Origin of the sequence: Buttiauxella sp. (assembly GCF_049686335.1) — a bacterium.
In the GTDB taxonomy this organism is placed as follows: domain Bacteria; phylum Pseudomonadota; class Gammaproteobacteria; order Enterobacterales; family Enterobacteriaceae; genus Buttiauxella.
Genome location: NZ_JBAVHX010000039.1, coordinates 134,570 through 157,981 on the forward strand (window position 1 = coordinate 134,570; position 23,412 = coordinate 157,981).

22 protein-coding genes and 1 tRNA gene are annotated in these 23,412 nt (G+C 49.8%); 13 read left to right on the forward strand and 10 right to left on the reverse strand.

What is annotated here, in order from left to right; translation table 11 throughout:
• Nucleotide 1: 1 nt before the first annotated feature.
• Complete coding sequence (locus tag WBL83_RS22480) at nt 2–322, reverse strand: DUF3302 domain-containing protein (protein ID WP_424591193.1); 321 nt, start codon at nt 320–322, stop codon at nt 2–4.
• Between the two features lie 325 nt (nt 323–647).
• Here WBL83_RS22480 and WBL83_RS22485 point away from each other — a divergent pair, with 325 nt between their 5' ends.
• From WBL83_RS22485 to WBL83_RS22500, 4 genes are all read left to right on the forward strand, one after another.
• The gene (locus WBL83_RS22485) at nt 648–1,277 is read left to right on the forward strand and encodes a helix-turn-helix domain-containing protein (RefSeq protein WP_424591194.1); all 630 of its coding nucleotides are present in this window, start codon (nt 648–650) and stop codon (nt 1,275–1,277) included.
• 184 nt (nt 1,278–1,461) lie between these two features.
• A complete protein-coding gene (ompA, locus tag WBL83_RS22490) occupies nt 1,462–2,520 on the forward strand; it encodes a porin OmpA (protein ID WP_424591195.1) in 1,059 nt (352 codons plus the stop codon).
• Nucleotides 2,521–2,629: 109 nt separating this feature from the next.
• A complete protein-coding gene (locus WBL83_RS22495) occupies nt 2,630–3,172 on the forward strand; it encodes a YfaZ family outer membrane protein (protein ID WP_424591196.1) in 543 nt (180 codons plus the stop codon).
• Nucleotides 3,173–4,012: 840 nt separating this feature from the next.
• Nucleotides 4,013–4,414, forward strand: a complete 402-nt coding sequence (locus tag WBL83_RS22500; protein WP_424591197.1) for a Spy/CpxP family protein refolding chaperone — start codon at nt 4,013–4,015, stop codon at nt 4,412–4,414.
• A 55-nt stretch (nt 4,415–4,469) separates the two neighbouring features.
• Here the strand turns inward: WBL83_RS22500 and WBL83_RS22505 are convergent, their stop codons facing one another.
• A complete protein-coding gene (locus WBL83_RS22505; RefSeq protein ID WP_424591198.1) occupies nt 4,470–4,865 on the reverse strand; it encodes a hypothetical protein in 396 nt (131 codons plus the stop codon).
• A gap of 136 nt (nt 4,866–5,001) precedes the next feature.
• Entirely contained in the window at nt 5,002–5,868 is an 867-nt protein-coding gene (gene yghU, locus WBL83_RS22510) for a glutathione-dependent disulfide-bond oxidoreductase (protein ID WP_424591199.1), read from the reverse strand.
• A gap of 193 nt (nt 5,869–6,061) precedes the next feature.
• On the opposite strand from yghU, the gene WBL83_RS22515 reads away from it, so the two are divergent.
• The 4 genes from WBL83_RS22515 (at nt 6,062) to cspE (ending at nt 10,818) form a co-directional block, all read left to right on the forward strand.
• Nucleotides 6,062–7,927, forward strand: a complete 1,866-nt coding sequence (locus tag WBL83_RS22515) for a bifunctional sugar phosphate isomerase/epimerase/4-hydroxyphenylpyruvate dioxygenase family protein (protein WP_424591200.1) — start codon at nt 6,062–6,064, stop codon at nt 7,925–7,927.
• Nucleotides 7,928–8,142: 215 nt separating this feature from the next.
• Nucleotides 8,143–9,462, forward strand: coding sequence for an MFS transporter (locus WBL83_RS22520; protein WP_424591201.1), 1,320 nt, complete (start codon nt 8,143–8,145; stop codon nt 9,460–9,462).
• Nucleotides 9,462–10,298, forward strand: coding sequence for a shikimate dehydrogenase family protein (locus tag WBL83_RS22525; RefSeq protein ID WP_424591283.1), 837 nt, complete (start codon nt 9,462–9,464; stop codon nt 10,296–10,298). Before WBL83_RS22520 ends, WBL83_RS22525 begins: the two co-directional genes overlap by 1 nt.
• A gap of 307 nt (nt 10,299–10,605) precedes the next feature.
• Complete coding sequence (gene cspE, locus WBL83_RS22530; protein ID WP_034461105.1) at nt 10,606–10,818, forward strand: transcription antiterminator/RNA stability regulator CspE; 213 nt, start codon at nt 10,606–10,608, stop codon at nt 10,816–10,818.
• Nucleotides 10,819–10,877: 59 nt separating this feature from the next.
• Here cspE and WBL83_RS22535 read toward each other — a convergent pair whose 3' ends face one another.
• The gene (locus WBL83_RS22535; protein ID WP_424591202.1) at nt 10,878–11,972 is read right to left on the reverse strand and encodes a GGDEF domain-containing protein; all 1,095 of its coding nucleotides are present in this window, start codon (nt 11,970–11,972) and stop codon (nt 10,878–10,880) included.
• 302 nt (nt 11,973–12,274) lie between these two features.
• On the opposite strand from WBL83_RS22535, the gene WBL83_RS22540 reads away from it, so the two are divergent.
• The 5 genes from WBL83_RS22540 (at nt 12,275) to WBL83_RS22560 (ending at nt 17,258) form a co-directional block, all read left to right on the forward strand.
• Nucleotides 12,275–13,426 carry a BamA/TamA family outer membrane protein gene (locus tag WBL83_RS22540; RefSeq protein ID WP_424591203.1) on the forward strand — a complete coding sequence of 384 codons (1,152 nt, stop codon included), beginning with the start codon at nt 12,275–12,277 and terminating at the stop codon, nt 13,424–13,426.
• A 47-nt stretch (nt 13,427–13,473) separates the two neighbouring features.
• Entirely contained in the window at nt 13,474–14,448 is a 975-nt protein-coding gene (locus WBL83_RS22545) for a hypothetical protein (RefSeq protein WP_424591204.1), read from the forward strand.
• A gap of 41 nt (nt 14,449–14,489) precedes the next feature.
• Nucleotides 14,490–15,581: a BamA/TamA family outer membrane protein gene (locus WBL83_RS22550; protein ID WP_424591205.1), complete on the forward strand. Its 1,092-nt coding sequence runs from the start codon at nt 14,490–14,492 to the stop codon at nt 15,579–15,581.
• Complete coding sequence (locus WBL83_RS22555) at nt 15,581–16,702, forward strand: DUF4056 domain-containing protein (protein WP_424591206.1); 1,122 nt, start codon at nt 15,581–15,583, stop codon at nt 16,700–16,702. The genes WBL83_RS22550 and WBL83_RS22555 overlap by 1 nt, the downstream gene beginning before the upstream one ends.
• A gap of 97 nt (nt 16,703–16,799) precedes the next feature.
• Nucleotides 16,800–17,258: a GNAT family N-acetyltransferase gene (locus tag WBL83_RS22560; protein WP_424591207.1), complete on the forward strand. Its 459-nt coding sequence runs from the start codon at nt 16,800–16,802 to the stop codon at nt 17,256–17,258.
• An 84-nt stretch (nt 17,259–17,342) separates the two neighbouring features.
• On the opposite strand, the gene WBL83_RS22565 is transcribed toward WBL83_RS22560, so the two are convergent.
• From WBL83_RS22565 to aspA, 6 genes are all read right to left on the reverse strand, one after another.
• A tRNA-Phe gene (locus WBL83_RS22565) sits at nt 17,343–17,418 on the reverse strand.
• Between the two features lie 114 nt (nt 17,419–17,532).
• Entirely contained in the window at nt 17,533–18,108 is a 576-nt protein-coding gene (locus WBL83_RS22570; protein ID WP_424591208.1) for a transcriptional regulator, read from the reverse strand.
• Between the two features lie 47 nt (nt 18,109–18,155).
• Complete coding sequence (locus WBL83_RS22575) at nt 18,156–19,931, reverse strand: protein-disulfide reductase DsbD (RefSeq protein WP_424591209.1); 1,776 nt, start codon at nt 19,929–19,931, stop codon at nt 18,156–18,158.
• Nucleotides 19,907–20,230 carry a divalent cation tolerance protein CutA gene (gene cutA, locus WBL83_RS22580; RefSeq protein ID WP_424591210.1) on the reverse strand — a complete coding sequence of 108 codons (324 nt, stop codon included), beginning with the start codon at nt 20,228–20,230 and terminating at the stop codon, nt 19,907–19,909. The genes WBL83_RS22575 and cutA overlap by 25 nt, the downstream gene beginning before the upstream one ends.
• 98 nt (nt 20,231–20,328) lie before the next feature.
• Nucleotides 20,329–21,630 carry an anaerobic C4-dicarboxylate transporter gene (locus WBL83_RS22585; RefSeq protein WP_424591211.1) on the reverse strand — a complete coding sequence of 434 codons (1,302 nt, stop codon included), beginning with the start codon at nt 21,628–21,630 and terminating at the stop codon, nt 20,329–20,331.
• 112 nt (nt 21,631–21,742) lie between these two features.
• Entirely contained in the window at nt 21,743–23,179 is a 1,437-nt protein-coding gene (aspA, locus tag WBL83_RS22590) for an aspartate ammonia-lyase (protein WP_424591212.1), read from the reverse strand.
• Between the last annotated feature and the right edge of the window lie 233 nt (nt 23,180–23,412).

A 23,412-nucleotide genomic window follows, 5' to 3' on the forward strand; every position in this document is an offset into this window, starting at 1 on the left:
GTTATTGATGGTTTGTTGTATTATTTTTGTGCTGAGCTTCCAGTTGCGCTAAACGTTCGCGAAGCGCTTCCAGTTCATGATTTTTAGTCGTAAAACCCCAACCACGATCTTCGCGATATAACATCGCCCAGATCCACAGGAACGGCCATAATGCGTGCAGTGTGAATAAGCTCACCCAGCCCGCAGCATGAATCGCATCCTGGTGTGGGTGGTTACGATGCACCGCAATTTCATAGGGGATGTCGTGCACGACAATAACGCCGTAAAACAGCGTAAGTCCCACAAATATAAGAGCGCCTAAGGCAAGATAGTCCAGAATCATAGATGGGTGCCCCCGTAAGAAAATGTTCGGAGACACTAATGAGAAGGGGGGAATGGCACCACAATTATTTTGTTTAAAAATAAACAATTAGCCATTTTTTAATTGCACATATTCCCAATAATGTGCAAGAGGAAAAGTCAGAAATTACACTTCTTTTCATCACCGACACAGTTGTAAAACTTTTGGCGAATAATGTATTAGTTTTACAATACACAGTTGTATGTAAGTGGCAAAGCCCGCTAAGGTAGCGGCTCCCAGCTAGATCTTTGGCGTGGTATATACTTCAAGGAACCTGCATGTATTGTGAGTAATTTCAGGAAAACAAATGATTATACCTACTCCAACCCGACCCGAAGATGCCATTGAGCGCCTGCTGACCGTCCTCGAACCCCATGGCACCCCTATGGAGATCATTCCCCGTAAGCGTATTAACTGGGAATATAAAGATGTCCCGCAGTTCTACGTGTTCAAAAAGGGCGAGATTTCCGTGCTCCGTGCAACGGATGGCCTGGTTATCGTAACGCTCTCCGGTCAGAATTTGTTCGGTATTGCAGAGAGCATTCAACCTTTACGCAGCCATATTCTGCGTGCAGAAACCGAATGCACCATGCTCCGTCTTGATGCCAGCGTAGCCCATGAAATAATTACGCAAGAGGGTTTGTGGAAAGATGTCGCTATTATTCTCGCGTATTACACCACCTACCTTTGCTACCGTGACTCGGTCGTCGTACAACAGCGCACCTATTCCATTATTCGTGGTCATCTTATTGAGATGGGACGCCTGCCGGAAGAATCTCGTTTAAGAACGTCTATTCTTGATTATATCCAGGAAAGAACGCACTTATCGCGTAGCAGTATTTTGAATGTTATGTTTGCTCTAAAAAATGGCGGCTATATTGACATTCGACGTGGCGGCTACTTATTAGAAGTTATCAATTTGCCTGAGAAATTCTAAAGCAGGCTAACTATTATAGTGATATTAGTTTTAGCAGTGCGTTGATGCAATAAATTCACCTACCTCTTTTTCATTTAAATTTAAACAAACTTCAAATTCCCTCTGCTGGGGAATATCAATACCATTCATCGCTTAAATATTAATACCATTGAGCAATCCCCCAGCAGCGACTTCAAGGAATATGATGAAAAAGACTCTTATTGCGTTAATCGCACTCAACGCCTTCGCAGTAACGAACGCTAATGCCGCAGCCGATACCAATACCTGGTATGGCGGTGCTAAATTAGGTTGGTCACATTATTTCGACGGCAATGGTAACAATGACTTCAATGATAATTTGAGCAATGCTACCGACTTCGATACCAGCAGCGATAATGTTGGCGGCGGCGTATTTGGTGGTTATCAGATTAACCCATGGCTGGCTGTTGAAGGTGGCTACGACTACCTTGGCAACATGCAAGTTGAAGGCAACAACGGTGTAGCCGGTGCCAAAATGGGCTCCCAGGGCCTGCAACTGTCTATGAAAGCCAGCTATTCATTCAATGAAAACTGGGACATCTACGGTCGTGCCGGTGCAATGGCATACCGTGCTGAAACTCAGCAAGATGGCAACACCAAGTTTGAAACCGGCGTGCGCCCATTGGCAGCGGTGGGTACAGAATATGAGTTTAACGACAACTGGGCTGGCCGTCTGGAATACCAGTGGGTTAGCAATGTCGGTAACTCCAACCAAATCGGCATCACTTCTGATGTCAGCACTGTGACGGCAGGCGTGGTTTACCGCTTCGGTCAAAATGCTGCAGCACCGGTTGTTGCTGAAGCTCCAGCGCCAGTAGCAGCACCGGTTGAGCCACAGCGCTTCAATCTGAAATCAGACGTTATGTTTGCCTTCAACTCTGCTGTGCTGTCACCAGAAGGTGAAGCTGCAGTGCGTGATCTCTTCAACCGCCCGGAAATTCAGGCGTCTAAAGAGAAAACTACCATGGTGATTGGCTTTACAGACCGTCTGGGTTCCCAGAACTACAACCTGGATCTCTCCACTCAACGTGCACAAGCCGTTGCTAACGAACTGGTTCGTTTAGGTATGCCAGCTCAAAACGTGCAGGCAGAAGGCCGTGGTTCAAGCGAGCCGGTAACTGGCACAACTTGTGATGCAGTGACTGAGCGTCAAGAACTGATCAACTGCCTGGCACCTGACCGCCGCGTTGTTGTTGAAATCGCCGGTGTAGCCGTACAGCCGTAAGCCCCAGATGCAATTAAAAAAATAGTAGTACCGTCCGTTTTGCCCGATGCACTTGTGCCTATCGGGCTTTTTTTTGATCTGAAAACCCTATAGAGAAAAGAGGAAAACGATGAAATATTTAAAAGTGGCTTTTCTGGTTGCTGCAACACTGGCCGCAGGTTCGGCAAATGCAGTTTCATTCCACGGTGAGGCGGGTTCTAAATGGACTAACCTCGGGATGAGTTTTGGCGCCAATGAACCCGGCTTTACCTTCAGTGGTAACTGGGCGCATAACGATAATGACGGTGATGTGGCGAGCCTGGGAATGGGCTGGAATATTCCGTTAGGTTCGGTGTTAATTACTCTCGGGGGCAAAACGCTTTATCTGAACCCAGATGACAACGACGAGGGTTACGCCGTTGCGGTGGGCGGTGGTGCGCAGCTGCCACTAGGTGAACATTTTACTCTGTTCGGTGATGCTTATTTCTCACCTGATTCGCTCTCCAGCGGTGTTGCACAGTACGGTGAAGCCAACGCTGGTCTTCGCTGGAATGTGAATAAAACGTTTTCCGTTGATGGCGGATACCGTTATGTTGGCATGGAAGGGAAAGATGGACGCAGCGATAATATCTTAGCCGACGGCGCTTACGCCGGGGTTAATTTCAGTTTCTGAGAAATTTATTTTTATACACGAATAAGTTTGCTGCAGAAATTGTCACGCACTACAATTATCACGTTGAGACATCAAGCCTCATTGATATCATCAATCCGAGTGATTCGATCCTTTAATATTGTTTGTGCATCTTGCAGTGCCAATACAATAAGCCCGCCTGTCCGGCGGGTTTTTTTTAGCTAAATATTAAAATTTATTTTTACATAAAAATACTTTTGAATGGCAGGCGTATTAACTTTATGCTGCTTCTGGTTCATAAGGAAGTGAGCTATGTAAGCAACCATCAAATAGTAAGCAGTACGAAGCCACACTATGGCAACATAGTGTGGCTTTTTACTATGCGGTTTTCTGTTATTTATTGAAATCAATGAATTTATGCAGCAGGTGTGTACCCCGCGCAACGGTGACTTAGCAATAGAACAGACCTGTTCGACTCTTATTAAAGATAAAATAGGTTAGCAGAACAGTAATTAAAAAATCACCCCGACGAATGGCGTTATTTTTTCGGTTTTGCATTGGGCCATCGAGCGGTTGCTATATATAAGTAGGCGAACAGGTTAACTAACGGTACCAGCATTAATAGAGAAATCCACGGTTTGAGCCCGGTTCTTTTAATAATAATCCACTGTAAGAAAATGAAAATATAAAGGGTAATAAACTCCATTTCGAGCATGGTAATCTCCAGATCATATATCTTAAATATTATAATTAACATTGTTAATGGAGAGTTAACTGATTTGTTTAAAAATAAACGACTAAGGATTATCAATGTCATTCTGGCTGCGTTATTAATATAACGGTGCTAATGGAATTATTACTTATTATTTGTAAGGGTATTGAATGAAGAAAATGTTTAAAGTTGCCATGGTGGCAACGGTTCTGGCTTTTTCAGGTATGGCTTCTGCATCCACTTCTACAGAAACGCTGCTGCAAGATAGCCTGGCACAGCAATTAAAACTGACACCAGAACAAATTAAGACGGTGAATACACTGCGTGAGGATGCACAAAAAGAGATCGGTAAAATTAATACTGATGCTTTAGCTCAGGATGCCATTGTGAATATGTTCCAGACCGGCGTGTGGGATGATGGTGCGGCGAAGAAACAGCTTTCTGCCCTTGGAGATATCCAAAGCCAGGTGCGCTATCAGAGAGCTAAATACGTGTTTAATGTCAGCCGTGTGCTCACGCCTGAACAGAAGCAACATTTGCAGCAGCTGCTGATTGAGAAACAACTTTACTGATTGTTGTTACCGATTTAATAAAAGGATGTCGTCAGGACATCCTTTTACTTTACGATCAGGAGGTTTTCCCGGTGAGAGGCGTTAACACCTTACCAATTTGCACTAGTCCAGTTTTATTCTTATCTTTCAAATAGATATTGTTCAGTTCACCAAACTCTTCAAGGCGTGTCAGCGCTTGAAACACGTTATCGATTCCATAGCGATTATCAAATACATCGTCACTTTTCAGGCCATCCACACGTGCCGCTTTAATTTCAGCTGTCAGACTGGCAATAGCTTGCTTATTGGCGTTGTGCAGGCTTTCTAATTCCACAGGATTACTGTTCGCTGTGGCAGTCGATGACGGGGTGGCGTGGAATTCGATAGTATTTAACGCTTCGACCTTTTCATCGCCTTGTTGGGCGCACCCGGCGAGAATGAAGGCGAATATAAGAATGGATTTCTTTAACACGATATTTCCTTGCAGTTTGCTTACTGATTAACTCAGACGGCAACTTACCTGCAGGGTTATCCTGAAACTATATTAAGTTTGTTTATTTTTAAACAATAAAAATGGCAGGTCACGGTTGCAACCTGCCATCAGAATGTTATTTCGCCAGTTTATCTTCGGTACGCAAATCAAAGTCTGATGCGTCGTGGCGTTCAAGTAATTGCTGCGACGGCTCACCGAAGGTGCGATTCACAATACGCCCACGCTTCACGGCTGGACGTTCTGCGATTTCATCGGCCCAGCGGACGAAGTTTTTATACGATGCAATATCGAGGAACTCAGCCGCATCATACAACCCACCTTTTGCCAGGCTGCCGTACCACGGCCAGATAGCGATATCAGCAATGGTGTATTCCTCGCCAGCAATAAAGCGATGGTTCGCCAGTTGGCGGTCGAGCACGTCGAGTTGGCGCTTGGTTTCCATAGCAAAGCGGTTAATCGCGTACTCAATTTTCATCGGTGCGTAATTGTAGAAGTGACCGAACCCGCCGCCGAGGTAAGGGGCAGAACCTTGCAGCCAGAACAGCCAGTTCAGGGTTTCGGTGCGTGCTGCCAGCTCTTTTGGCAAGAAATGACCGAACTTCTCCGCCAGATACAGCAGGATTGCCCCCGACTCAAAGACGCGAATCGGTGGTGTGACTGAATGATCCATCAATGCCGGGATTTTCGAGTTTGGGTTCACATCGACAAAGCCACTGGAGAACTGATCCCCTTCGCCGATACGAATCAGGTGTGCATCGTATTCAGCCTCGCTCACGCCTGCTGCCAGCAACTCCTCAAGCAGGATAGTGACCTTCTGCCCGTTCGGTGTACCAAGAGAATAGAGCTGCAACGGATGCTTGCCGACAGGCAGGGTACGCTCATGGGTCGGGCCAGCAATCGGACGGTTGATGTTAGCAAAGGTGCCGCCTTCACCTTTTTTCCACGTCCATACTTTTGGGGGCTGATAGTTATTATCTGACATGTTGTGTCTGCCTTATGGTTGCCAGGAGAGGGACTGAAAAGTGTAACCCGTCTTTGTTTTGTTCGGTAATCGCCCGCTATTTTTTTTAACTTCTGGCGGTGTGATCTGGGGTAACAATTAATTAACTATAAATTTGCAATATGAACCAAATGATACAACATTAACCGACTTATCCCGATCCCCAGGAGCCAACATGCAGCGTTCAATTGCAACCGTATCTATCTCTGGCACGTTGCCGGAAAAACTGGCCGCAATCTCGGCTGCGGGTTTTGACGGTGTCGAAATTTTCGAAAATGATTTGCTTTACTACCCAGGCACGCCCGCCGATGTGCGCAAGATGGCGGCCGATCTTGGGCTGACCATCACGCTGTTTCAGCCATTCCGCGATTTTGAAGGGGCCTCGCGCCCGCAATTTGCCAGCAATCTGGAACGTGCGCGGCGTAAGTTTGCTCTGATGCATGAGCTGGGCTGCGACACCATGTTGCTGTGCAGCAACGTGGCACCGGACTGCTCCGCTAATATTGATTTGCAGGTCAGTGACCTGGCGCATTTAGCTGAATTAGCACAACAAAATGAAATTACAGTCGGCTATGAAGCGCTGGCGTGGGGCACGCATGTGAACCGTTATCGCCAGGCCTGGGAGCGGGTAAAACAAGTGAACAGCCCGGCGTTGGGGCTGGTGCTGGACAGTTTCCATGTGCTGTCGCTCGGCGATCAGCTGATCAATCTCGACGATATTCCACTGGATAAAATCACCTTCCTGCAACTGGCCGATGCGCCATTGATGAAAATGGATGTGCTGGAGTGGAGCCGTCATTTCCGCTGCTTCCCGGGGCAAGGGGAACTGCCGGTGGTGGAGTTTACCCGCCTGCTGACGGAGAAAGGTTATCGTGGCCCGTGGTCGCTGGAGATTTTCAACGACAGCTTCCGCGCTACGCCGAACGCGCCAACCGCCAAAGATGGCTATCGTTCGCTGCTGTGGCTGGAGGAGCAGACCTGGAATAACAATCCGCTCATTGATGCGCCCTTGTTCCATAGTGCGCCGCAGGCCAGTTATCAGGGCATCGAATTTTTAGAGTTTGCTACCGATGCTCAGGATGCCGTCGCCCTTGGCGAAGCCTTGCAACCGCTCGGTTTTGCCCACGCCGGTGAGCACCGCTCTAAGGATGTTTCGCTGTGGCGCAACGGTGATGTGAACGTGATTATCAACCATCAGGCGCATAGCTGGGCGGATGAGTTCCATCGTCGTCACGGCGTTTCGCTTTGTGCCATGGCCTGGCGAGTCAAAGGTGCGGCAAACGTTTTGCAGCGGGCACAAGATTATGGCTACCCCATCTGGCATGAAGAACACGGCCCGGACGAGCGAGCGCTGGCAGCCATTTGTGCTCCAGATGGCAGCTTAATTTATCTGATTGAAGCGCCGGATGCGGGCGAAAATGATATTTATCAGACAGACTTTACACTGACTGAAACCGCGAGCGAGGGCGTGTTGCGTGGCATTGACCACCTCGCGTTAGGTTTAGTCGAAGGCAGTCGCGATAACTGGATTATGTTTTTCCGCGCAGTGTTTGGCTTTGAGCTGGATAACGAACTCAGCGTGCCGGATCCGTACGGTCTGGTCCGAAGCCAGGTAATGCACAGCCCGTGTCATTCGATTCGCCTGCCGCTGAATATGTCCCATAGTCTGGATACACAAATCGCGCGTTCGGTGGCGAGTTATCAGGGAACCGGGTTGCAACACGCGGCATTCGCCTGTGATGATTTACCGGCAACCGTTGAAAGTCTGCACGTTAAGGGGTTGGAATTGCTGCCGATCCCGGCGAACTATTATGACGATTTGCTGGCGCGTTACGGGGCAGACAATACGTTACTGCGAGGGCTTGCGCGTCTGGACATCCTTTATGAGCGTGATGCTCACCTGCAAGAATTTTTACATGCGTATACCCCACCGTTCCGCCCGAACCGCTTCTTCTTTGAACTGGTCGAGCGGCGGGGTGATTATCAACAATATGGCGCGACTAACGCGGCAGTTCGCCTGGCAGCCATGCAAACGCGATGATTTGATTTAAAAAATAATAAATCAGACTGATGACAAACCTCTTAGCAGGTCGGATAAGCGCAGCGTCATCCGACGCCACTGACGCAAAGGGTGGATGACGCTAACGCTTATCCACCCTACAAACCCGTTTATCGCTCTTTGTCAGCAATCTGAATAAATGAACCTTAAGGTTCAATAAAACACCTGTTACCTACAAATAGACAGAGGATAAAACAATGGCGAGTTATGGCCAGGGCGACATCGCCGCCCCGAAAACTGGTGTAGAAAAGCGCTCCCGAACCCGACTGGTTATCCTGACCCTTCTGGCTATTGGGACCATGATCAACTACCTCGACCGTACGGTTTTAGGTATCGCCGCGCCGCAACTGAGCGCCGACCTCGGTATTGGTGCGGCCACGATGGGGATGGTGTTTTCTGCTTTTGCCTGGACGTACGCGGCGATGCAAATCCCCGGTGGCATTTTCCTTGACCGCTTCGGAAACAAAATCACCTATGCACTGGCGCTGTTTTTCTGGTCGGCATTTACCTTATTCCACGGTTTGACGGTGGGGCTGAAAACCTTACTGCTATGCCGCTTAGGGTTGGGGATCAGTGAAGCACCGTGTTTCCCGGTTAATAGCCGGGTCGTGGGCAAATGGTTCCCGCAACATGAACGCGCCCGTGCGACCGCGGTGTATACGGTGGGGGAATATGTTGGCCTCGCAGCCTTTGCGCCATTGTTGTTCTTTATTATGGAAACCTTTGGCTGGCGAGCGCTGTTTATCACCGTCGGGGTTGCGGGGATCTTGTTTGTATTAGTGTGGTGGCGTTTTTATCACGAGCCGCATGAATCGAAAACCGCCAACCAGCTTGAGCTGGAATATATCGGGCATGATCAGAAAGAGGCGGAACCTGAGCCTAAGATGAACTTCAGTTGGGCGAATGTCGCAAGACTGGTGAAATGCCGCCAGATACTCGGCGCAGGGATTGGCCAGTTTGCTGGCAATACCACGTTAGTCTTCTTCCTGACCTGGTTCCCAACTTATCTCGCCACCGAGCGCCATATGCCGTGGCTGAAAGTGGGCTTCTTCGCCATTATGCCGTTCCTCGCTGCCGCTGTAGGCGTGATGTTTGGTGGATGGGTGTCGGATCAAATTCTGAAACGTACCGGTTCGGTGAACATCGCACGTAAATTGCCGATTATCGCGGGTCTGTTAATGGCGAGCCTGATTATCTCGGCTAACTGGATGCCGACTGACGCGCTGGTGATTACAGTGATGTCCGTGGCCTTCTTCGGGCAGGGAATGGTGGGACTGGGCTGGACGCTGATTTCTGATATGGCGCCAAAGAATCTGGCCGGGCTGACGGGGGGCTTATTTAATTTCTGCTCCAATCTTGCCTCTATTATCACACCGCTGATTATCGGCTTCATCGTCGCGGCGACGGGCAATTTCTTTTATGCGCTGGTGTATATCGGCGGGGCAGCATTGCTGGGCGTATTGTCGTATGTCTTTATTCTTGGCGATATCAAACGTATTGAACTGGACGATGAATGATGGAAATCAGTGGCAACACCCGTTTAATCGCTCATCTGGGCTATCCAACCACCACCTTCAAAGCTCCGATGATTTACAACCCGTGGTTTGAAGCGCAGGGCATTGATATCAAAGTGGTGCCGATGGGGGTAAAAGCTGAAGATTATGCGCAGCTGATCCCTTCTTTATTTCGCCTGACCAATATTGTGGGGGCGCTGGTGACCATGCCGCATAAAGTCTCGACCTGCGAATTGGTCCACAGTTTAAGCCCCACCGCGCAAATTGCCGGAGCCTGTAATGCCATTCGTCGTGAAGCGGATGGCAGCTTGCGTGGCGATATGTTTGATGGCGACGGTTTCGTGCGCGGCGTGTTGCGCAAAGGGGTTCAGGTGAAAGGGGCGCGGGCATTGGTGGTGGGATGCGGCGGAGTGGGTTCTGCTATTGCCGCCTCTCTTGCCGCAGCGGGTGTGGAAACGATGGCATTATTCGATAACCGTCCCGCAATCTGTGAAGAGCTGGCAACACGTCTGCGTCGCCACTATCCGTTGCTCACGGTGCAAACCCACTTGCGCAACCCGAAGGGGTTTTCCATTGTCGTGAACGCAACGCCGTTGGGGATGAATACAGGCGACGAACTGCCGGTGGAGATGAGTGCAATAACGCCGGGAAGTTTTGTCGGCGAAGTGGTGATGAAAAACGAAATCACGCCTTTTTTGCGCGCAGCCCTGGAAAGAGACTGCCAGATACAACCTGGAACAGATATGTTATTTGAGATGATTCCTGCTTATATGGAGTTTTTTGGCCTGCCAGAAGTGACGCCAGAAGCACTACGAAAAGTGGCAAAAATAGATTATTAACAATCGATTAGAGCAAAGCGAAGCGGGTGTGATTGAGTATGATTTACACCCCCTAAGCGAAGCGCTAAAAGAGGGGGGCTTTAGCTCCAGACCTGTGGACGGCTAAAATAATCCTTGTCATTCATCGCCTAAGCATGAGTTAATACACCCATCGGTTTGACGTACAGACCTTTAAAGCAACTTAGTAAAGCAGTCCTTCAAGAGTCATCCCTGGATACCCTTTGTCGTGTGCTCCTCTACCGCTTCATAAAATCTGTAAAGCATACCAAATCGCCGTAAGGCACACTTAAATCAAAAGGTAATACACATGTCTAACAAAATGACTGGTCTGGTAAAATGGTTCAACGCTGATAAAGGTTTCGGCTTCATCACTCCAGACGACGGTTCTAAAGACCTGTTCGTTCACTTCTCTGCAATCCAGAACGACGGTTACAAATCTCTTGATGAAGGCCAGAAAGTTTCCTTCACCATCGAGAACGGCGCTAAAGGCCCAGCAGCTGGTAACGTAACTAGCCTGTAAGGTTAGCGTTAACTAAGCTCTAAAGAATTTAAAAACCCGCTTCGGCGGGTTTTTTCGTTTTAGTAGCAAACCCGATCTCTACCGTTTTCCTTCGCCTGATAAAGTTGCTTGTCTGCCTGTTCCACCAATTCTTCGAGAGTCATCCCTTCGCGCCATTGGGCAATCCCCTGGCTGACCGTCAACACGGAAGAAATCGCCGAGCCTTTATGCGGGATATGGGCATGAGCAATATTTTGCTGGATCCTCTGGCTGATGGCTTTGGCCTGAGAAATTTCGTTGCACACCGTCATGACGACAAACTCCTCACCGCCAAAACGAAACGCACTGTCACTCTCTTTACGCAGCGATTGCTCAATACATTGCGAGACTTTGATCAGACATTTATCGCCAGTCACATGCCCATATCTATCGTTGTACTGTTTGAAATAATCGATATCCAGGACAATCATGAAGAGTTTTTTATTGCTATCGGAAAGGGCGCTGACACACTCTTCAAAAAAACTCGCCATGCTCAGGCGATTGAAAAGGCCGGTTAAGGCGTCATAGTGTGCCTGCTGAACCAACTTTTTGATCAGGATATTCTTCTCATATTCGCTCCGTTGTACGCGCTGATACCACTCCAGCAAGATGTAGCGGGCAGAGTAGATGACTAACAGCATAATCAGCACCCCTGCGAACTGCACCACGCTAAATTGATCTTGTAAGTACGTTTCGACATACAACAAACACAGCGCCAAAGGCGTGGAGAACAGCAGCAGCAACCGTCCAGAAATGAAGAAGGTGATGGTGGCGGGCAGTAACACTGAGACGGTCAGCATTAGGGTGATGAGCGGGTTTTGGTAGTAAAGCGTGAAGTTAAGAAATATCACCGACCACAGCAATCCGAAAGCCAGCACCACAAAAGGAAGCACGGCGTGATAGAAGCCGTCGTTGATATTCTTCTTTATTTTCAGCGTAATAATCAGGTTAATTGCGGAGAGCGCAATGATGCAGCCGCACAGAATTTGTAATAACTGAGGAAGGGATTCGATATCCGGGCGATGAGTGCCACGCAATAATAACCAGGCGCAAATGATAATATTCAGAGACAAAAACCACATATAGCCTTTGGTACTGGTAATGACATTTTCGCCAGTGCTGTGATTAATATCCATTAATGCCCGCCCTTTTATAAGTTTATTGGATGATACCGTGCTTGCTATGGCTGTGCCATCGTTGAAAACTGCGGTCCCCAACCCCTTAACTTATCTCCCTTTATCTTGAATATGCATGATGCTGAACTATGCTCAAATCAGTTCTTTGACGGGAATGATATCTCTCGTGTGATTGAATAATAAAACAAAATTACATTTTCACTGGGTGATGCATATGATTAGGGCGTTGCTTTTTCTTTGGCATGGACATCTCATTTCACCTCATGCGCCTTGCAAGCGGCAATGCAACCCGAAAAACCGCTATGAATAAATCCGCGTATCTGCTCGCTGTGCTGACATTGCCTGGGCTGTGGCTACCCATGGAAAGCCACGCCGCAGGATTTATTGATGATAGCGACGGCATGCTGGATATGAGCCAGTATTTAAGTGACAACCGCTATGGATTCTTACCGGTTCCGGTAGTGATAACAGAACCGGCGGTTGGCTATGGGGGCGGGCTGTTTGGCCTGTTCTTACATGATACCGAGGATAGCCGCGCTTCCAAAAACCGAACCGATGGGCGGGCCATACCTCCGGCGGTTTCGGCATTTGGCGGTGGAGCGACACAAAACGGCACCTGGTTTGTCGGCGGTGGTCATCGTCATACCTGGAACAATGACAGCATTCGCTACCTGGTTGGCCTGGGCTATGCCAATGTAAATATTGATATTTATTCGGGCGATATTGCAGGTTTTGAGAACGGAAAAGGCATTAGTACCCAAACAAACGGGTACGGAGGTATGCAAAAATTACTGTTCCGCGTTGCAGATACTCCGTTTTTCCTTGGTGGTTCGCAGTTCTATGCAAATATGAAAATCTCGGCCGATAACAAGCTTATCAACCGCACCTTTCAACGGGTGCTTGGCGAGGAAAGCTCGACTTCGGGCGTGGGTTTACTGATGGAATATGACACCACGGATAACTTTTTCTATCCGCGCAGTGGTTTGTCGGCCACCGGTGAATATCAGTTTTATACCCACTTTCTCGGCGGCGATTATCGGTACAACATGTTGACCCTCGATGGCAAATATTTCCAGCCGCTCGGGGGCGATTTCACCCTGGCGCTGGCGGGAAATTATCAGGCACTATCGAACAACGACAGCCATTTACCGCCGATGGCGCGACCCTATATCTCTTTGCGAGGCATCTCGCGCTATCGCTATCAAGCTGATTATGTCGGCACCGTGCAAACGCAGCTTGAGTGGCAAATGACGCCGCGCTGGGTATTGCAGGGATTTGTGGGCGCGGGGAGCGCCGCAAAAAATGCGGATGAGCTTTATCAGACGACTGAAGTGGCGTGGGGTGGCGGTTTCCGTTACCTGATCGCGCGCGAGTTTGGGCTGCATACGGGTATAGATATTGCGTTTAGCGACGACGAACAAGCGGTCTATTTCAACGTGGGGGCGGGGCTGTAAAAGGAATTAACCGCGAGACTGACAAAGCTAACTACAAAGAGAAGCTAATGAAAATAATATTAAGTGGTGTGCAACAGTGCCGGGCTTACGCGCTGCCATTGCTGTTTTTATCCGGTGCGGCGTTTGGCGCATCAACGGATACGGCAAGTGAGAGCAGCACGTTTCCTATCTGGGGGGATGAAGCACGCGCACGGGGATATTCCATTCCGTTGCCGTTTGGTGTGAATCTCAGTTACATGAATATTCGCCAGAATGTGGATGTCGACAGTATTACTTTCTCCGGGTTGAAGCTGGGTCAGCATGCGATTCCCAGCGACATGTTTAATATCGACGTCGGCAACACCCGGGAGCGCAGTAATAGCGAAAACCTGCGCCTCGATATGTGGGTATTCCCGTTTTTAAATATCTACGGGCTGATGGGTTACACCAAAGGATCGTCGGTTTCGAACGTCTCTGTGGATGCTGACCCGTCGCGCTATACTGGCATCGATCGGCTTATTGCCTCGTCGGTACACCGGCTGAACCAGAGCGGTGATTTACAAAATATTGATTTCACACTCGATTTCGAAGGCGTCACTTACGGCACCGGTTTTACCCTGGCAGGCGGTTACGAAAACTGGTTTACGCTGGTGGATACTAACTATACGCGTACCAGTTTCGATATTCTGGATGGCAAAATTTCGGCGTTGACGGTATCGCCACGCGTGGGTTATCGCTTTGATATGCCGCAGATTTCCGGGCCTTCGCATTTGAGTGTCTGGGTTGGGGCGATGTATCAGGACGTTCAGCAGGAGTTCAAAGGCAATCTCTCTGATTTGCATATGCCTGCTTCACTTCAGCCGCTGATTAGCGCCGTGAACAAAGACAATGATGGGCGTTTTGACGTTCAACAGCATCTGACTTCACCGTGGAATACCCTGATTGGCGCGCAGTATGAACTCACGCAAAACTTTAATATCCTGACTGAAATTGGTTTTAACGAGCGTAATAGCTTCTTCCTGGCGGGCGAATACCGATTCTAATGAATAAAAGTGGCGCGCTATTTTTGGGTTTCTTAAGCCTCATGACGATACCGACGGCCACGGAAGCCATGACGCGCGAAGAAGTTGACGGTTTTCTGGGGAAATTGGGTGCGGACAATCAGTATGATGCCAGCAAAGGAATTAACTGGAGCGTGCTGCCAGGGCCGTTTTATACCCCAGAGTTAAAGCTCGGTTTGGGAACGGCCGTGGCGGGCATTTACCGTGTTGATCCCAGGGATCGTGTGACACAAAACTCTTCTATCTCATTGACCGGCTTTGTCAGTACCAGCGGGGCGCTGGGGCTTGGTATGAAGAACTATACGTTTTTCGCCGGTGATGAATGGCGGCTGTTTGTGGATGGGTCGCTTGCGAAAATCCCCACCGGCTTTTGGGGCATTGGTTATGACGCGGCGCAAGGCAACGAGCAGAAATACACCCAGCAGTCGTTCAGCATCCACCCACAGATCATGCGTCAGATCGTCGATAATCTGTATGCGGGCGTGGGTTGGGACTTCTCAACCTATGATGCGGATAATATCGATGATCCGAATCCTGGCGATAACTTTTCCCGCTACGATGCGGGCGGCAGTACGTTGAGTTCCGGTGTCACCACCACGCTTAATTACGATACGCGAGATGTGGTAACCCGCCCGCGACACGGCCAATTCTTTAGTGCCGAATACAGTCTTTTTGATCCTTCCCTTGGTTCAGATACCCACTTCACCGTGCTTGAGATGCAATATAATTATTACCTCCCGCTCAACGATCAGGATGTCTTAGCGTTTGATCTTTGGGGACGTTTCGCGCGGGGCGATGTGCCATGGGATCGTCTATCTCAGGCTGGCGATGACGAACGCATGCGTGGATATTATCAGGGGCGCTATCGCGATAAAGATGTGGTCAGCACGCAGATTGAATATCGCAAGAAGCTCAACTGGCGACATGGCTACGTTCTGTGGGTGGGGGCGGGCGCATTGGGCGACAGCCCGGAAAACCTCTCGGATCATCCGCTGTTACCCACTGTGGGCGCCGGTTACCGCTTCGAGGTAAAACCGGACATGAACATCCGTCTCGATCTGGGATTGGGTAAAGAGAGTGCCGGTTTTTACTTTCAAGTTGCGGAGGCATTTTAATGCGGTTCTGGATTGCGATTGTGCTGATGGGGGTGGCGTCTCTGAGTTATGGCGCGCCACCAACATCAGCAGATATTTTGCCTATTGAGCAGGCGCGGCGTGTGTGGCCAGTGGCGCAAGATTTGACTGCGCCTGAGTCCCTGCGCCCTTGCTGCGCTTTTGGTTATGACTTGCAAGTTCGCGCCGTTGGCGTGCCGATTCCGGTTTATCAGATTGGTAATATTCTCACTCTCGCAACGCTCGGCCAGCATCGCTACAACGACAGCGCGCTGGGAGCGGTGAAAAATATCGTCGGCCTGAGCGAAGAGAAAAGTGGCCTGATCTATACCCATCGTGGCGGTTTTATTGATATCGCCCACGTGCGTGATACTGCCGATAACACCTTTTATCTGTTCTCGCAGATTTACTCCCGACTCGGCCAGGACTGGCGGTTGTTCTACAGCGAAGAGCTGGGTGTCAGACGTATTCAACTGCATGCGTTTACACCGCCTGCGTCAATGTCTGAACGCTATACCCTTGCAGCGTGGCTTGCGGGGCATCTCGCCTTTCAACTCGCGCAATGGCATGAGATTGCCCAGTGGTATGGTTTCGAATCTGTTCCGGGGTTCCCTGAGGAGATATCGGCGTTCTCACCAGAAGATCTCTATTCCAATTTATTGGGGGCAAGGCTTGCGATAAATGTGATTTTGCACGGGCAGGCAAGCTCGGTGGATTCTTACAATCATGCGATGGATAAAGCGCTCCATAAGGCGCTGGTGCAACTTGGCGCGGTCAGTCAAGCAGAGACCGAACGGAAGTTCCGCTCCGTTGACGGTGACTGGTGGAACAGCAAACGCCGGGTGCCGGATAAGTTTTTGGTGCTCAACCGTAACTACGATTTAAGTGAAAACCGCTATCCGACCAAGGTGCCGTTTGAAAATGCCCATGCCTATCGTTTAGTAATGCCCGTAAAAGTGGCCGGCGCAACGCTAAGCCAGCTTGGGGAGCTGCAAATCCATACTGGTAGTGATATGCATAGCCTGAAAGCGCCTGAGAGTTTTTATCTGCCATCGCAGTTTCCTGGATTGGCAGAGCAAGCGAAAATCGCCGATGAGATTCAGCTCCAGCGTATGAATAAATGAGTGTCATAAGGAATTTGTATTGGACGAGTATTCTGATGTCCGCTTTGATGTTGCAAATATGTTATAGATTCGCAAAACATTCATATGGAAACAGAGCATGTTCACTATCAAAGTTGACGATCTTTCGCATCACGCGGTGCAGACATTAGTGGCTTTTCATATTTCCGGCATGCTGGAGCAGTCTCCACCGGAAAGCAGCCATGCATTAGATGTACAAAAACTGCGTGACCCAGCGGTAACGTTTTGGTCGGCGTGGGAAGGGGAAAAATTAGCCGGAATTGGGGCGTTAAAAACGCTGGGGGATGGACATGGTGAGCTGAAATCAATGCGCACGGCAACGGAATTTTTACGCCGTGGTGTGGCGAACCAGTTTTTAGTGCACATTCTGCAGGTTGCTCGCGAGCGGGGATTAAAGCGTCTGAGCTTAGAGACGGGGACACAACCAGGCTTTGCTGCCTGCCATCAACTTTATCTCAAGCATGGCTTTGTTGATTGCGAGCCGTTTGCGGATTATCAACCCGACCCGAACAGCCGCTTTATGACGCTGGCTTTGTGATTCGTCCGAACCCCACGTAGTTCGATGGAGAGTCCTAACCCCAGAAAGCAAAAAACCAGCCCTTAGGCTGGTTTCTTTAAATAGTGGTGCCCGGACTCGGAATCGAACCAAGGACACGGGGATTTTCAATCCCCTGCTCTACCGACTGAGCTATCCGGGCAACGGGGCGCATTAAACCGTAAAGGCCGTTTGGCGTCAACGGCTTTGTCATAAAAAAGGTGTTAAATGCGTTTAACTGCCTGCTTTTCATTCAGAATGGCGAGAAAAGCATTCATCAGGTTAAAGCGCCACCCTGTCGGCACTGCGCAAATCGTAGAATATCTTCAGCCAGTCGGCGTGCCGTATCGATGTCTGCCTGGCTGCGTTTCACCAGTAAACGGCTCAGGCAACCTTCCAGCACCAGTTCCATCTGGTGAGCCACCATCGCTGGGTCATCCACTTCCAGTTGCGTCAGCAACTCATGAGTAAATTCCCACGCCGCTTTTTTCTGCTGATCCGCCAGTTGATGAATCGGGTGCGCTGCATCGGGATAAAACGTGCAAGCGGCGATAAACAGGCAGCCCGGATAGCGCTGGTTATTGACGCATTCGGTCAACGCCTGGTAGCGCTTCAACAGTTTTTGTTCCAGCGACAGCTCATCATCGAGAATTAACTTACGGCGCCAAATATCCACTTGCTGACTCAGATAGCGCAGTGCGTCGTACAGCAACGCTTCAGTGTCTGGCCAGAATTGACGAATTTCTTTTACCGGATAGTCAGCTTCGTTCGCGACCATCTCCAGAGTGGTGCTTGCAATCCCCACACGTTCAAGGACGTGTAGGGCGTGCTCAAGTACGTCTTCGCGTTGCACGGTTATCTCCTCCATTACCCTTAAACTATGTCCCATAGAATTGTTGTTTACGGTGCCTGATTGCGCAAATGCGCATCAAACGTACTCGCATCCATAAAGCCTGTCACGCGTGCTTGTGCCTGCTCGCGGCCTTGATCATCAAAGAACAATATTGTGGGTAAACCTAAAACCTGTAGATGCTTTAACAGTGCGATATCCTGCGCATTATTGGCGGTGACATCAGCTTGCAGTAAAACAGTATTTGCCAGGCGTTGCTGAACTTTTGGGTCACTAAAGGTGTATTTCTCAAATTCTTTACAGGCTACACACCAGTCGGCGTACAAATCGAGCATCACCGGTTGACCTTTCGCCTGAGCGAGTGCCGCGTCAAGCTGCTCGACATTGGCAATCTTTGTGAAATTGAGATGTGCCTGGTTTGCCGTGACGGAGGTACCAAATGCCCAGTCTTGCAGAGGGCGAGCACAGACCAGCGCCGCGCCGAGCAAAACTATCTGCACGATGCGCATCCATGATTTGTGGGCTTGCAGGCTCGTGATAAACGCCCAACTAAAGAACGCCACACCGAGCAGGCCCCACAAGCGAATTCCCCATGTCTCTCCCAGTATGCGTTCAAGCAGGAATACTGGTAGTGCAAGGATCACAAAACCAAACGCGATTTTGACAGTTTCCATCCACGGGCCGCTTTTTGGCAGCAGACGGTTGCCGAAAACAGTGATTAACATCAGCGGCAGGCCCATGCCTAACGCGTAGAGATACAGCGTGCCGCCACCCAGCCACATATTCCCGCTTTGGGCGATATACAGAAGAATGGCGCTCAATGGTGCAGTGGTACAAGGCGAACAAATTAATCCGGCCAGCGCACCCATCGCAAACACGCCGCCTGCTGAACCCCCTTGCTGGCGATTACTCAGCAACGTCAGACGCGTTTGCAGCGATGACGGCAGTTGCAGCGTAAACAGCCCGAACATCGACGCGGCAAGCAGTACAAACAGTGCTGACAGCCCGATAAGCACGTAAGGGTGTTGCAACGCCGCCTGGAATTGCAGGCCTGCTGCCGCGACGACCAGCCCCAGAGCGGTATAGGTCAGCGCCATCCCTTGCACATAAACAAAGGTCAGAAGCAGGGCGCGAGCGGTGGATAAGCGTTGTTTGCCGCCCAGCACAATGCCGGAAATCAGGGGATACATAGGCAGTACGCAAGGCGTAAAGGCGATGCCGATGCCAATTAAAAATGCCCACAGTGCGGAGAAGGGCAGTTGGGTTGGGGCGCTGTTGTCTGGGCCCCTCACCCCGGCCCTCTCCCCAGGGGAGAGGGGGAAAGACGATTCTGAGTTGGCGCGGGTTTGTCCCCTCTCCTGGGGGAGAGGGTTAGGGTGAGGGCGTCCCTCATCCACTGCCACTATTTCACTCAGCGGCACCACACGCGTCTCAGGCGGATAACAGAAACCTGCTTCGGCGCAGCCCTGGTAAGTCACGCTAACGGTCGCGCCTTTCGCTGCCGATTTTAGGGTGACGGGCAGATTGAGTTGCTGGGTGTAAATCTCGGTCTTACCGTAGAACTCATCCTCATGCCATGTGCCTTTCGGCAGTTCCAGCGGAGCGAGTTCAGCTTGTGCCGGGGTCAGTTTGATTTGCTGACGATACAGGTAGTAGCCCGGTTTTATCTGCCAGTTAAGGTTGAGCTGGTGGTCAGACTGCTGGAAATCGAAAGCAAAAGCCTGGTCGACAGGAACAAACTGAGATTTGCTCTGGTTATCGAACAGACCTGCAAAAGCGTGAGTGCTGAAGAGCGCAAAGATTAGCGCAAAGATGCGTAGAGCCATGAGAGGTAATCACTATCTCCGTGGGTAACTGGCAGAACCAGTAATTCAGGGGTTTGGTATGGGTGATGCGACTTGAGACACGCGATCAAGGCTTCTTGATGGTCGATATCGCTTTTGAGCAACATCTGCACCTCATACTCCTGTTCCATTTTCCCTTCCCAGTAATACAGCGAAGTGGCACCGGGTAATAAGGTGACGCAGGCGGCCAGTTTTTCAGCCAGCATAAGAGCGGCAAGTTCCTGGGCGGTGGCTTCGTCTGGGGCAGTACAAAGGATGACAACAGCCTGGGTAGTGGGCATAGCTAACCTCGTATCTGGGGAAACAGCGGTTGACTATAGCATGGAGGAGGGAGGGGCGGTGTTAAACGGGCCGCAGCGCGACCCGTGTTTTAAAAGATTTACAGAACCATGCCACCGACGATAAAGCCGAGGATCACGCACAGTGAAATAGCAATCACGCCAGGGATTAAGAACGCATGGTTAAACACGTACTTACCAATACGCGTCGAGCCGGTATCATCCATTTCCACCGCCGCCAACAGAGTTGGGTAGGTTGGCAGAACGAACAGTGCAGACACCGCAGCAAAGGAGGCGATGGCAGTCAGCGGGCTTACGCCGAGCATCAGGGCCGCAGGCATCAGAGCTTTGGTGGTTGCTGCCTGGGAGTACAGCAGCGTTGCGGCGAAGAACAGCACCACGGCTAACAACCACGGATAGCTTTGCAGCAAGTCACCTGCAACGGCCTGAATATCCTGAATATGGTTTTTAACGAAAGTATCACCCAACCAGGCCACACCCAGCACGCAGATACACGCACTCATACCTGATTTGAAGGTGCTGGCATTGAGGATTTCGCCGGTATCAATTTTACAGGTGATGCAGATAAGCGTGGCGATGGTCAGCATAAACACCACAATCGCTTCGTTACGCGGCAGGATTGGGTTTTGAATCAGGCCAACGGTTTCGCTGATAGCGGTGGCATAGAACATCACCGCGATAATACCGATAAGGAACAGTAGAACTGAGCGCTTAGCATGTGGCTTGAGGTCAAACACGCTGGACCCACGCAGTTTCACTTCACCTTTAGCGAGGCGTTCCTGGTACACCGGATCGTCTTTCAGTTCGCAGCCAAGGAAGTTACACACAATTGCAGTCAGCATCACCGCCACGAGCGTGACAGGAATACAGATGCCCAGCAGAGTCAGGTAACTGATACCCATTGGCTCAAGGATGCCAGAGAAGAATACCACTGCTGCGGAAATCGGCGACGCCGTGATGGCAATTTGCGACGCGACAACGGCAATAGACAGTGGGCGTGACGGGCGGATCCCTTGCTCTTTCGCAACTTCCGTAATCACCGGCAGTGTCGAAAATGCGGTGTGCCCGGTACCCGCCAGAATGGTCATAGACCAGGTGACCAGCGGGGCGAGGAACGTGATGTATTTAGGATGGCGACGCAAAAGTTTCTCTGCAAGGCTTACCAGATAGTCCATTCCCCCAGCGACTTGCATAGCGGCAATCGCGGCAATAACTGCCATGATAATTTCGATAACATCGAACGGTATCGCACCGGGTTTAACCTGGAAAATAAGGGTTAAAACCAGTACGCCAAAACCGCCAGCAAAGCCAATGCCTATGCCGCCGAGTCTGGCCCCGAGATATATCGCTAAAAGCACGATGACGAGTTCTGCTCCAAACATAATTCCCTTCCTTGTGTTTGCTTATTTGATAATTATATGTTGTGTATTTGTTTAACGTAGAAATGAAAAAGGCACGTCCAATGGACGTGCCTTTTTTTAACTACCGGTTGGTCTACTGTTCATTTTCATCGGTATAACGCTTCGCTTTATAAACTGGATGCATCAGGTTGTTGATAGAGAAAATATCATCCAGTTCGGCTTCGGTGAGCAGGCCGCGCTCCAGCACGACTTCACGCACGCTCTTGCCGGTCTCAGCACAAATCTTCCCGACGATATCGCCATTATGGTGGCCAATGAACGGGTTCAGATAAGTCACGATACCAATCGAGTTGTAGACGTAGTTCTCACACACTTCTTTGTTCGCGGTAATGCCGTTGATGCATTTTTCGAGCAGATTGTAGCAAGCGTTAGTCAGAATGTGGATAGACTCAAACATCGCCTGGCCAATCACTGGCTCCATGACGTTCAACTGCAACTGACCTGCTTCGGAAGCCATGGTGACGGTGATGTCGTTACCAATAACTTTGAAGCAAACCTGGTTAACCACTTCTGGAATCACCGGGTTCACTTTGGCTGGCATAATAGAAGAACCGGCCTGCAGTTCTGGTAGGTTGATTTCATTCAGACCCGAACGTGGACCGGAGGAGAGCAGACGAAGGTCATTACAGATCTTCGACATTTTCACCGCCAGACGTTTCAGCGAACTGTGAACCATCACGTATGCGCCGCAGTCGGAAGTCGCTTCAATCAGGTCTTCAGCTGGGACGCATGGCAGGTTACTGACTTCAGCCAGTTTCTGCACCGCCAGTTGTTGGTAACCTTCTGGCGTGTTAAGACGGGTACCAATTGCGGTCGCACCAAGGTTCACTTCCAGCAGCAGTTCTGCAGTGCGCAGCAGGTTACGGGTTTCTTCAGTTAACAGCACGTTGAAGGCATGGAATTCCTGACCCAGCGTCATTGGGACGGCGTCTTGCAACTGAGTACGACCCATTTTCAGGATGTTTTCGAACTCAACGGCTTTGCGCTGGAAACCATCGCCTAACTGATTGATCGCATCAATCAGTTTTACAATAGAGGCGTACACCGCGATACGGAAACCGGTTGGGTAAGCATCGTTGGTGGACTGGCATTTGTTGACATGGTCGTTCGGGTTCAGATACTGGTACTCACCTTTCTGGTGGCCCATCAGCTCAAGCCCAATGTTGGCGAGCACTTCGTTGGTATTCATGTTAACGGAGGTACCGGCACCGCCCTGGTAAACGTCCACCGGGAATTGGTCCATACATTTGCCGTTATTCAGAACTTCATCGCAAGCCTGGATGATGGTGTTTGCGATGCTTTTCGGAATGGTTTGCAACTCCTTGTTCGCCATTGCCGCTGCTTTCTTAACCATCACCATACCGCGTACAAATTCAGGTATGTCACTGATTTTGCTGTTGCTTATGTAGAAGTTTTCAATCGCTCTCAGAGTGTGAACACCATAATAGGCATCCGCTGGCACTTCCCTGGTACCCAACAAGTCTTCTTCGATACGAATGTTATTTAACATGTGAACCTTCTTAATTAAAGCTGCCATTGGTTGATCACGGCACGCACAGGATCTTTGGTCGTGCGATGAATAGACCGACGATTATGTCCATATTCGGTCTCTACGCCGTGATGATATGCTGATGATAGATAAAAGCAGTAATCTGGATCACTTATTAAACGTCATCTCACATAACAATTATTAATATGTGATGCTGATCAATTGTTGAAAATTTCCAAAAAAATAATGCGGCA

Bases quoted from the DNA above. Each gene is read 5' to 3' on its own strand.
- cutA (WP_424591210.1), bottom strand. From the start codon at position 20,230: ATGCCCACTACCCAGGCTGTTGTCATCCTTTGTACTGCCCCAGACGAA.
- WBL83_RS22500 (WP_424591197.1), top strand. From the start codon at position 4,013: ATGAAGAAAATGTTTAAAGTTGCCATGGTGGCAACGGTTCTGGCTTTT.
- aspA (WP_424591212.1), bottom strand. From the start codon at position 23,179: ATGTTAAATAACATTCGTATCGAAGAAGACTTGTTGGGTACCAGGGAA.
- WBL83_RS22540 (WP_424591203.1), top strand. From the start codon at position 12,275: ATGAATAAATCCGCGTATCTGCTCGCTGTGCTGACATTGCCTGGGCTG.
- WBL83_RS22535 (WP_424591202.1), bottom strand. From the start codon at position 11,972: ATGGATATTAATCACAGCACTGGCGAAAATGTCATTACCAGTACCAAA.
- WBL83_RS22560 (WP_424591207.1), top strand. From the start codon at position 16,800: ATGTTCACTATCAAAGTTGACGATCTTTCGCATCACGCGGTGCAGACA.
- WBL83_RS22555 (WP_424591206.1), top strand. From the start codon at position 15,581: ATGCGGTTCTGGATTGCGATTGTGCTGATGGGGGTGGCGTCTCTGAGT.
- WBL83_RS22585 (WP_424591211.1), bottom strand. From the start codon at position 21,630: ATGTTTGGAGCAGAACTCGTCATCGTGCTTTTAGCGATATATCTCGGG.
- WBL83_RS22550 (WP_424591205.1), top strand. From the start codon at position 14,490: ATGACGATACCGACGGCCACGGAAGCCATGACGCGCGAAGAAGTTGAC.
- WBL83_RS22520 (WP_424591201.1), top strand. From the start codon at position 8,143: ATGGCGAGTTATGGCCAGGGCGACATCGCCGCCCCGAAAACTGGTGTA.
- cspE (WP_034461105.1), top strand. From the start codon at position 10,606: ATGTCTAACAAAATGACTGGTCTGGTAAAATGGTTCAACGCTGATAAA.
- yghU (WP_424591199.1), bottom strand. From the start codon at position 5,868: ATGTCAGATAATAACTATCAGCCCCCAAAAGTATGGACGTGGAAAAAA.
- ompA (WP_424591195.1), top strand. From the start codon at position 1,462: ATGAAAAAGACTCTTATTGCGTTAATCGCACTCAACGCCTTCGCAGTA.
- WBL83_RS22545 (WP_424591204.1), top strand. From the start codon at position 13,474: ATGAAAATAATATTAAGTGGTGTGCAACAGTGCCGGGCTTACGCGCTG.
- WBL83_RS22480 (WP_424591193.1), bottom strand. From the start codon at position 322: ATGATTCTGGACTATCTTGCCTTAGGCGCTCTTATATTTGTGGGACTT.
- WBL83_RS22575 (WP_424591209.1), bottom strand. From the start codon at position 19,931: ATGGCTCTACGCATCTTTGCGCTAATCTTTGCGCTCTTCAGCACTCAC.
- WBL83_RS22485 (WP_424591194.1), top strand. From the start codon at position 648: ATGATTATACCTACTCCAACCCGACCCGAAGATGCCATTGAGCGCCTG.
- WBL83_RS22495 (WP_424591196.1), top strand. From the start codon at position 2,630: ATGAAATATTTAAAAGTGGCTTTTCTGGTTGCTGCAACACTGGCCGCA.
- WBL83_RS22515 (WP_424591200.1), top strand. From the start codon at position 6,062: ATGCAGCGTTCAATTGCAACCGTATCTATCTCTGGCACGTTGCCGGAA.
- WBL83_RS22525 (WP_424591283.1), top strand. From the start codon at position 9,462: ATGGAAATCAGTGGCAACACCCGTTTAATCGCTCATCTGGGCTATCCA.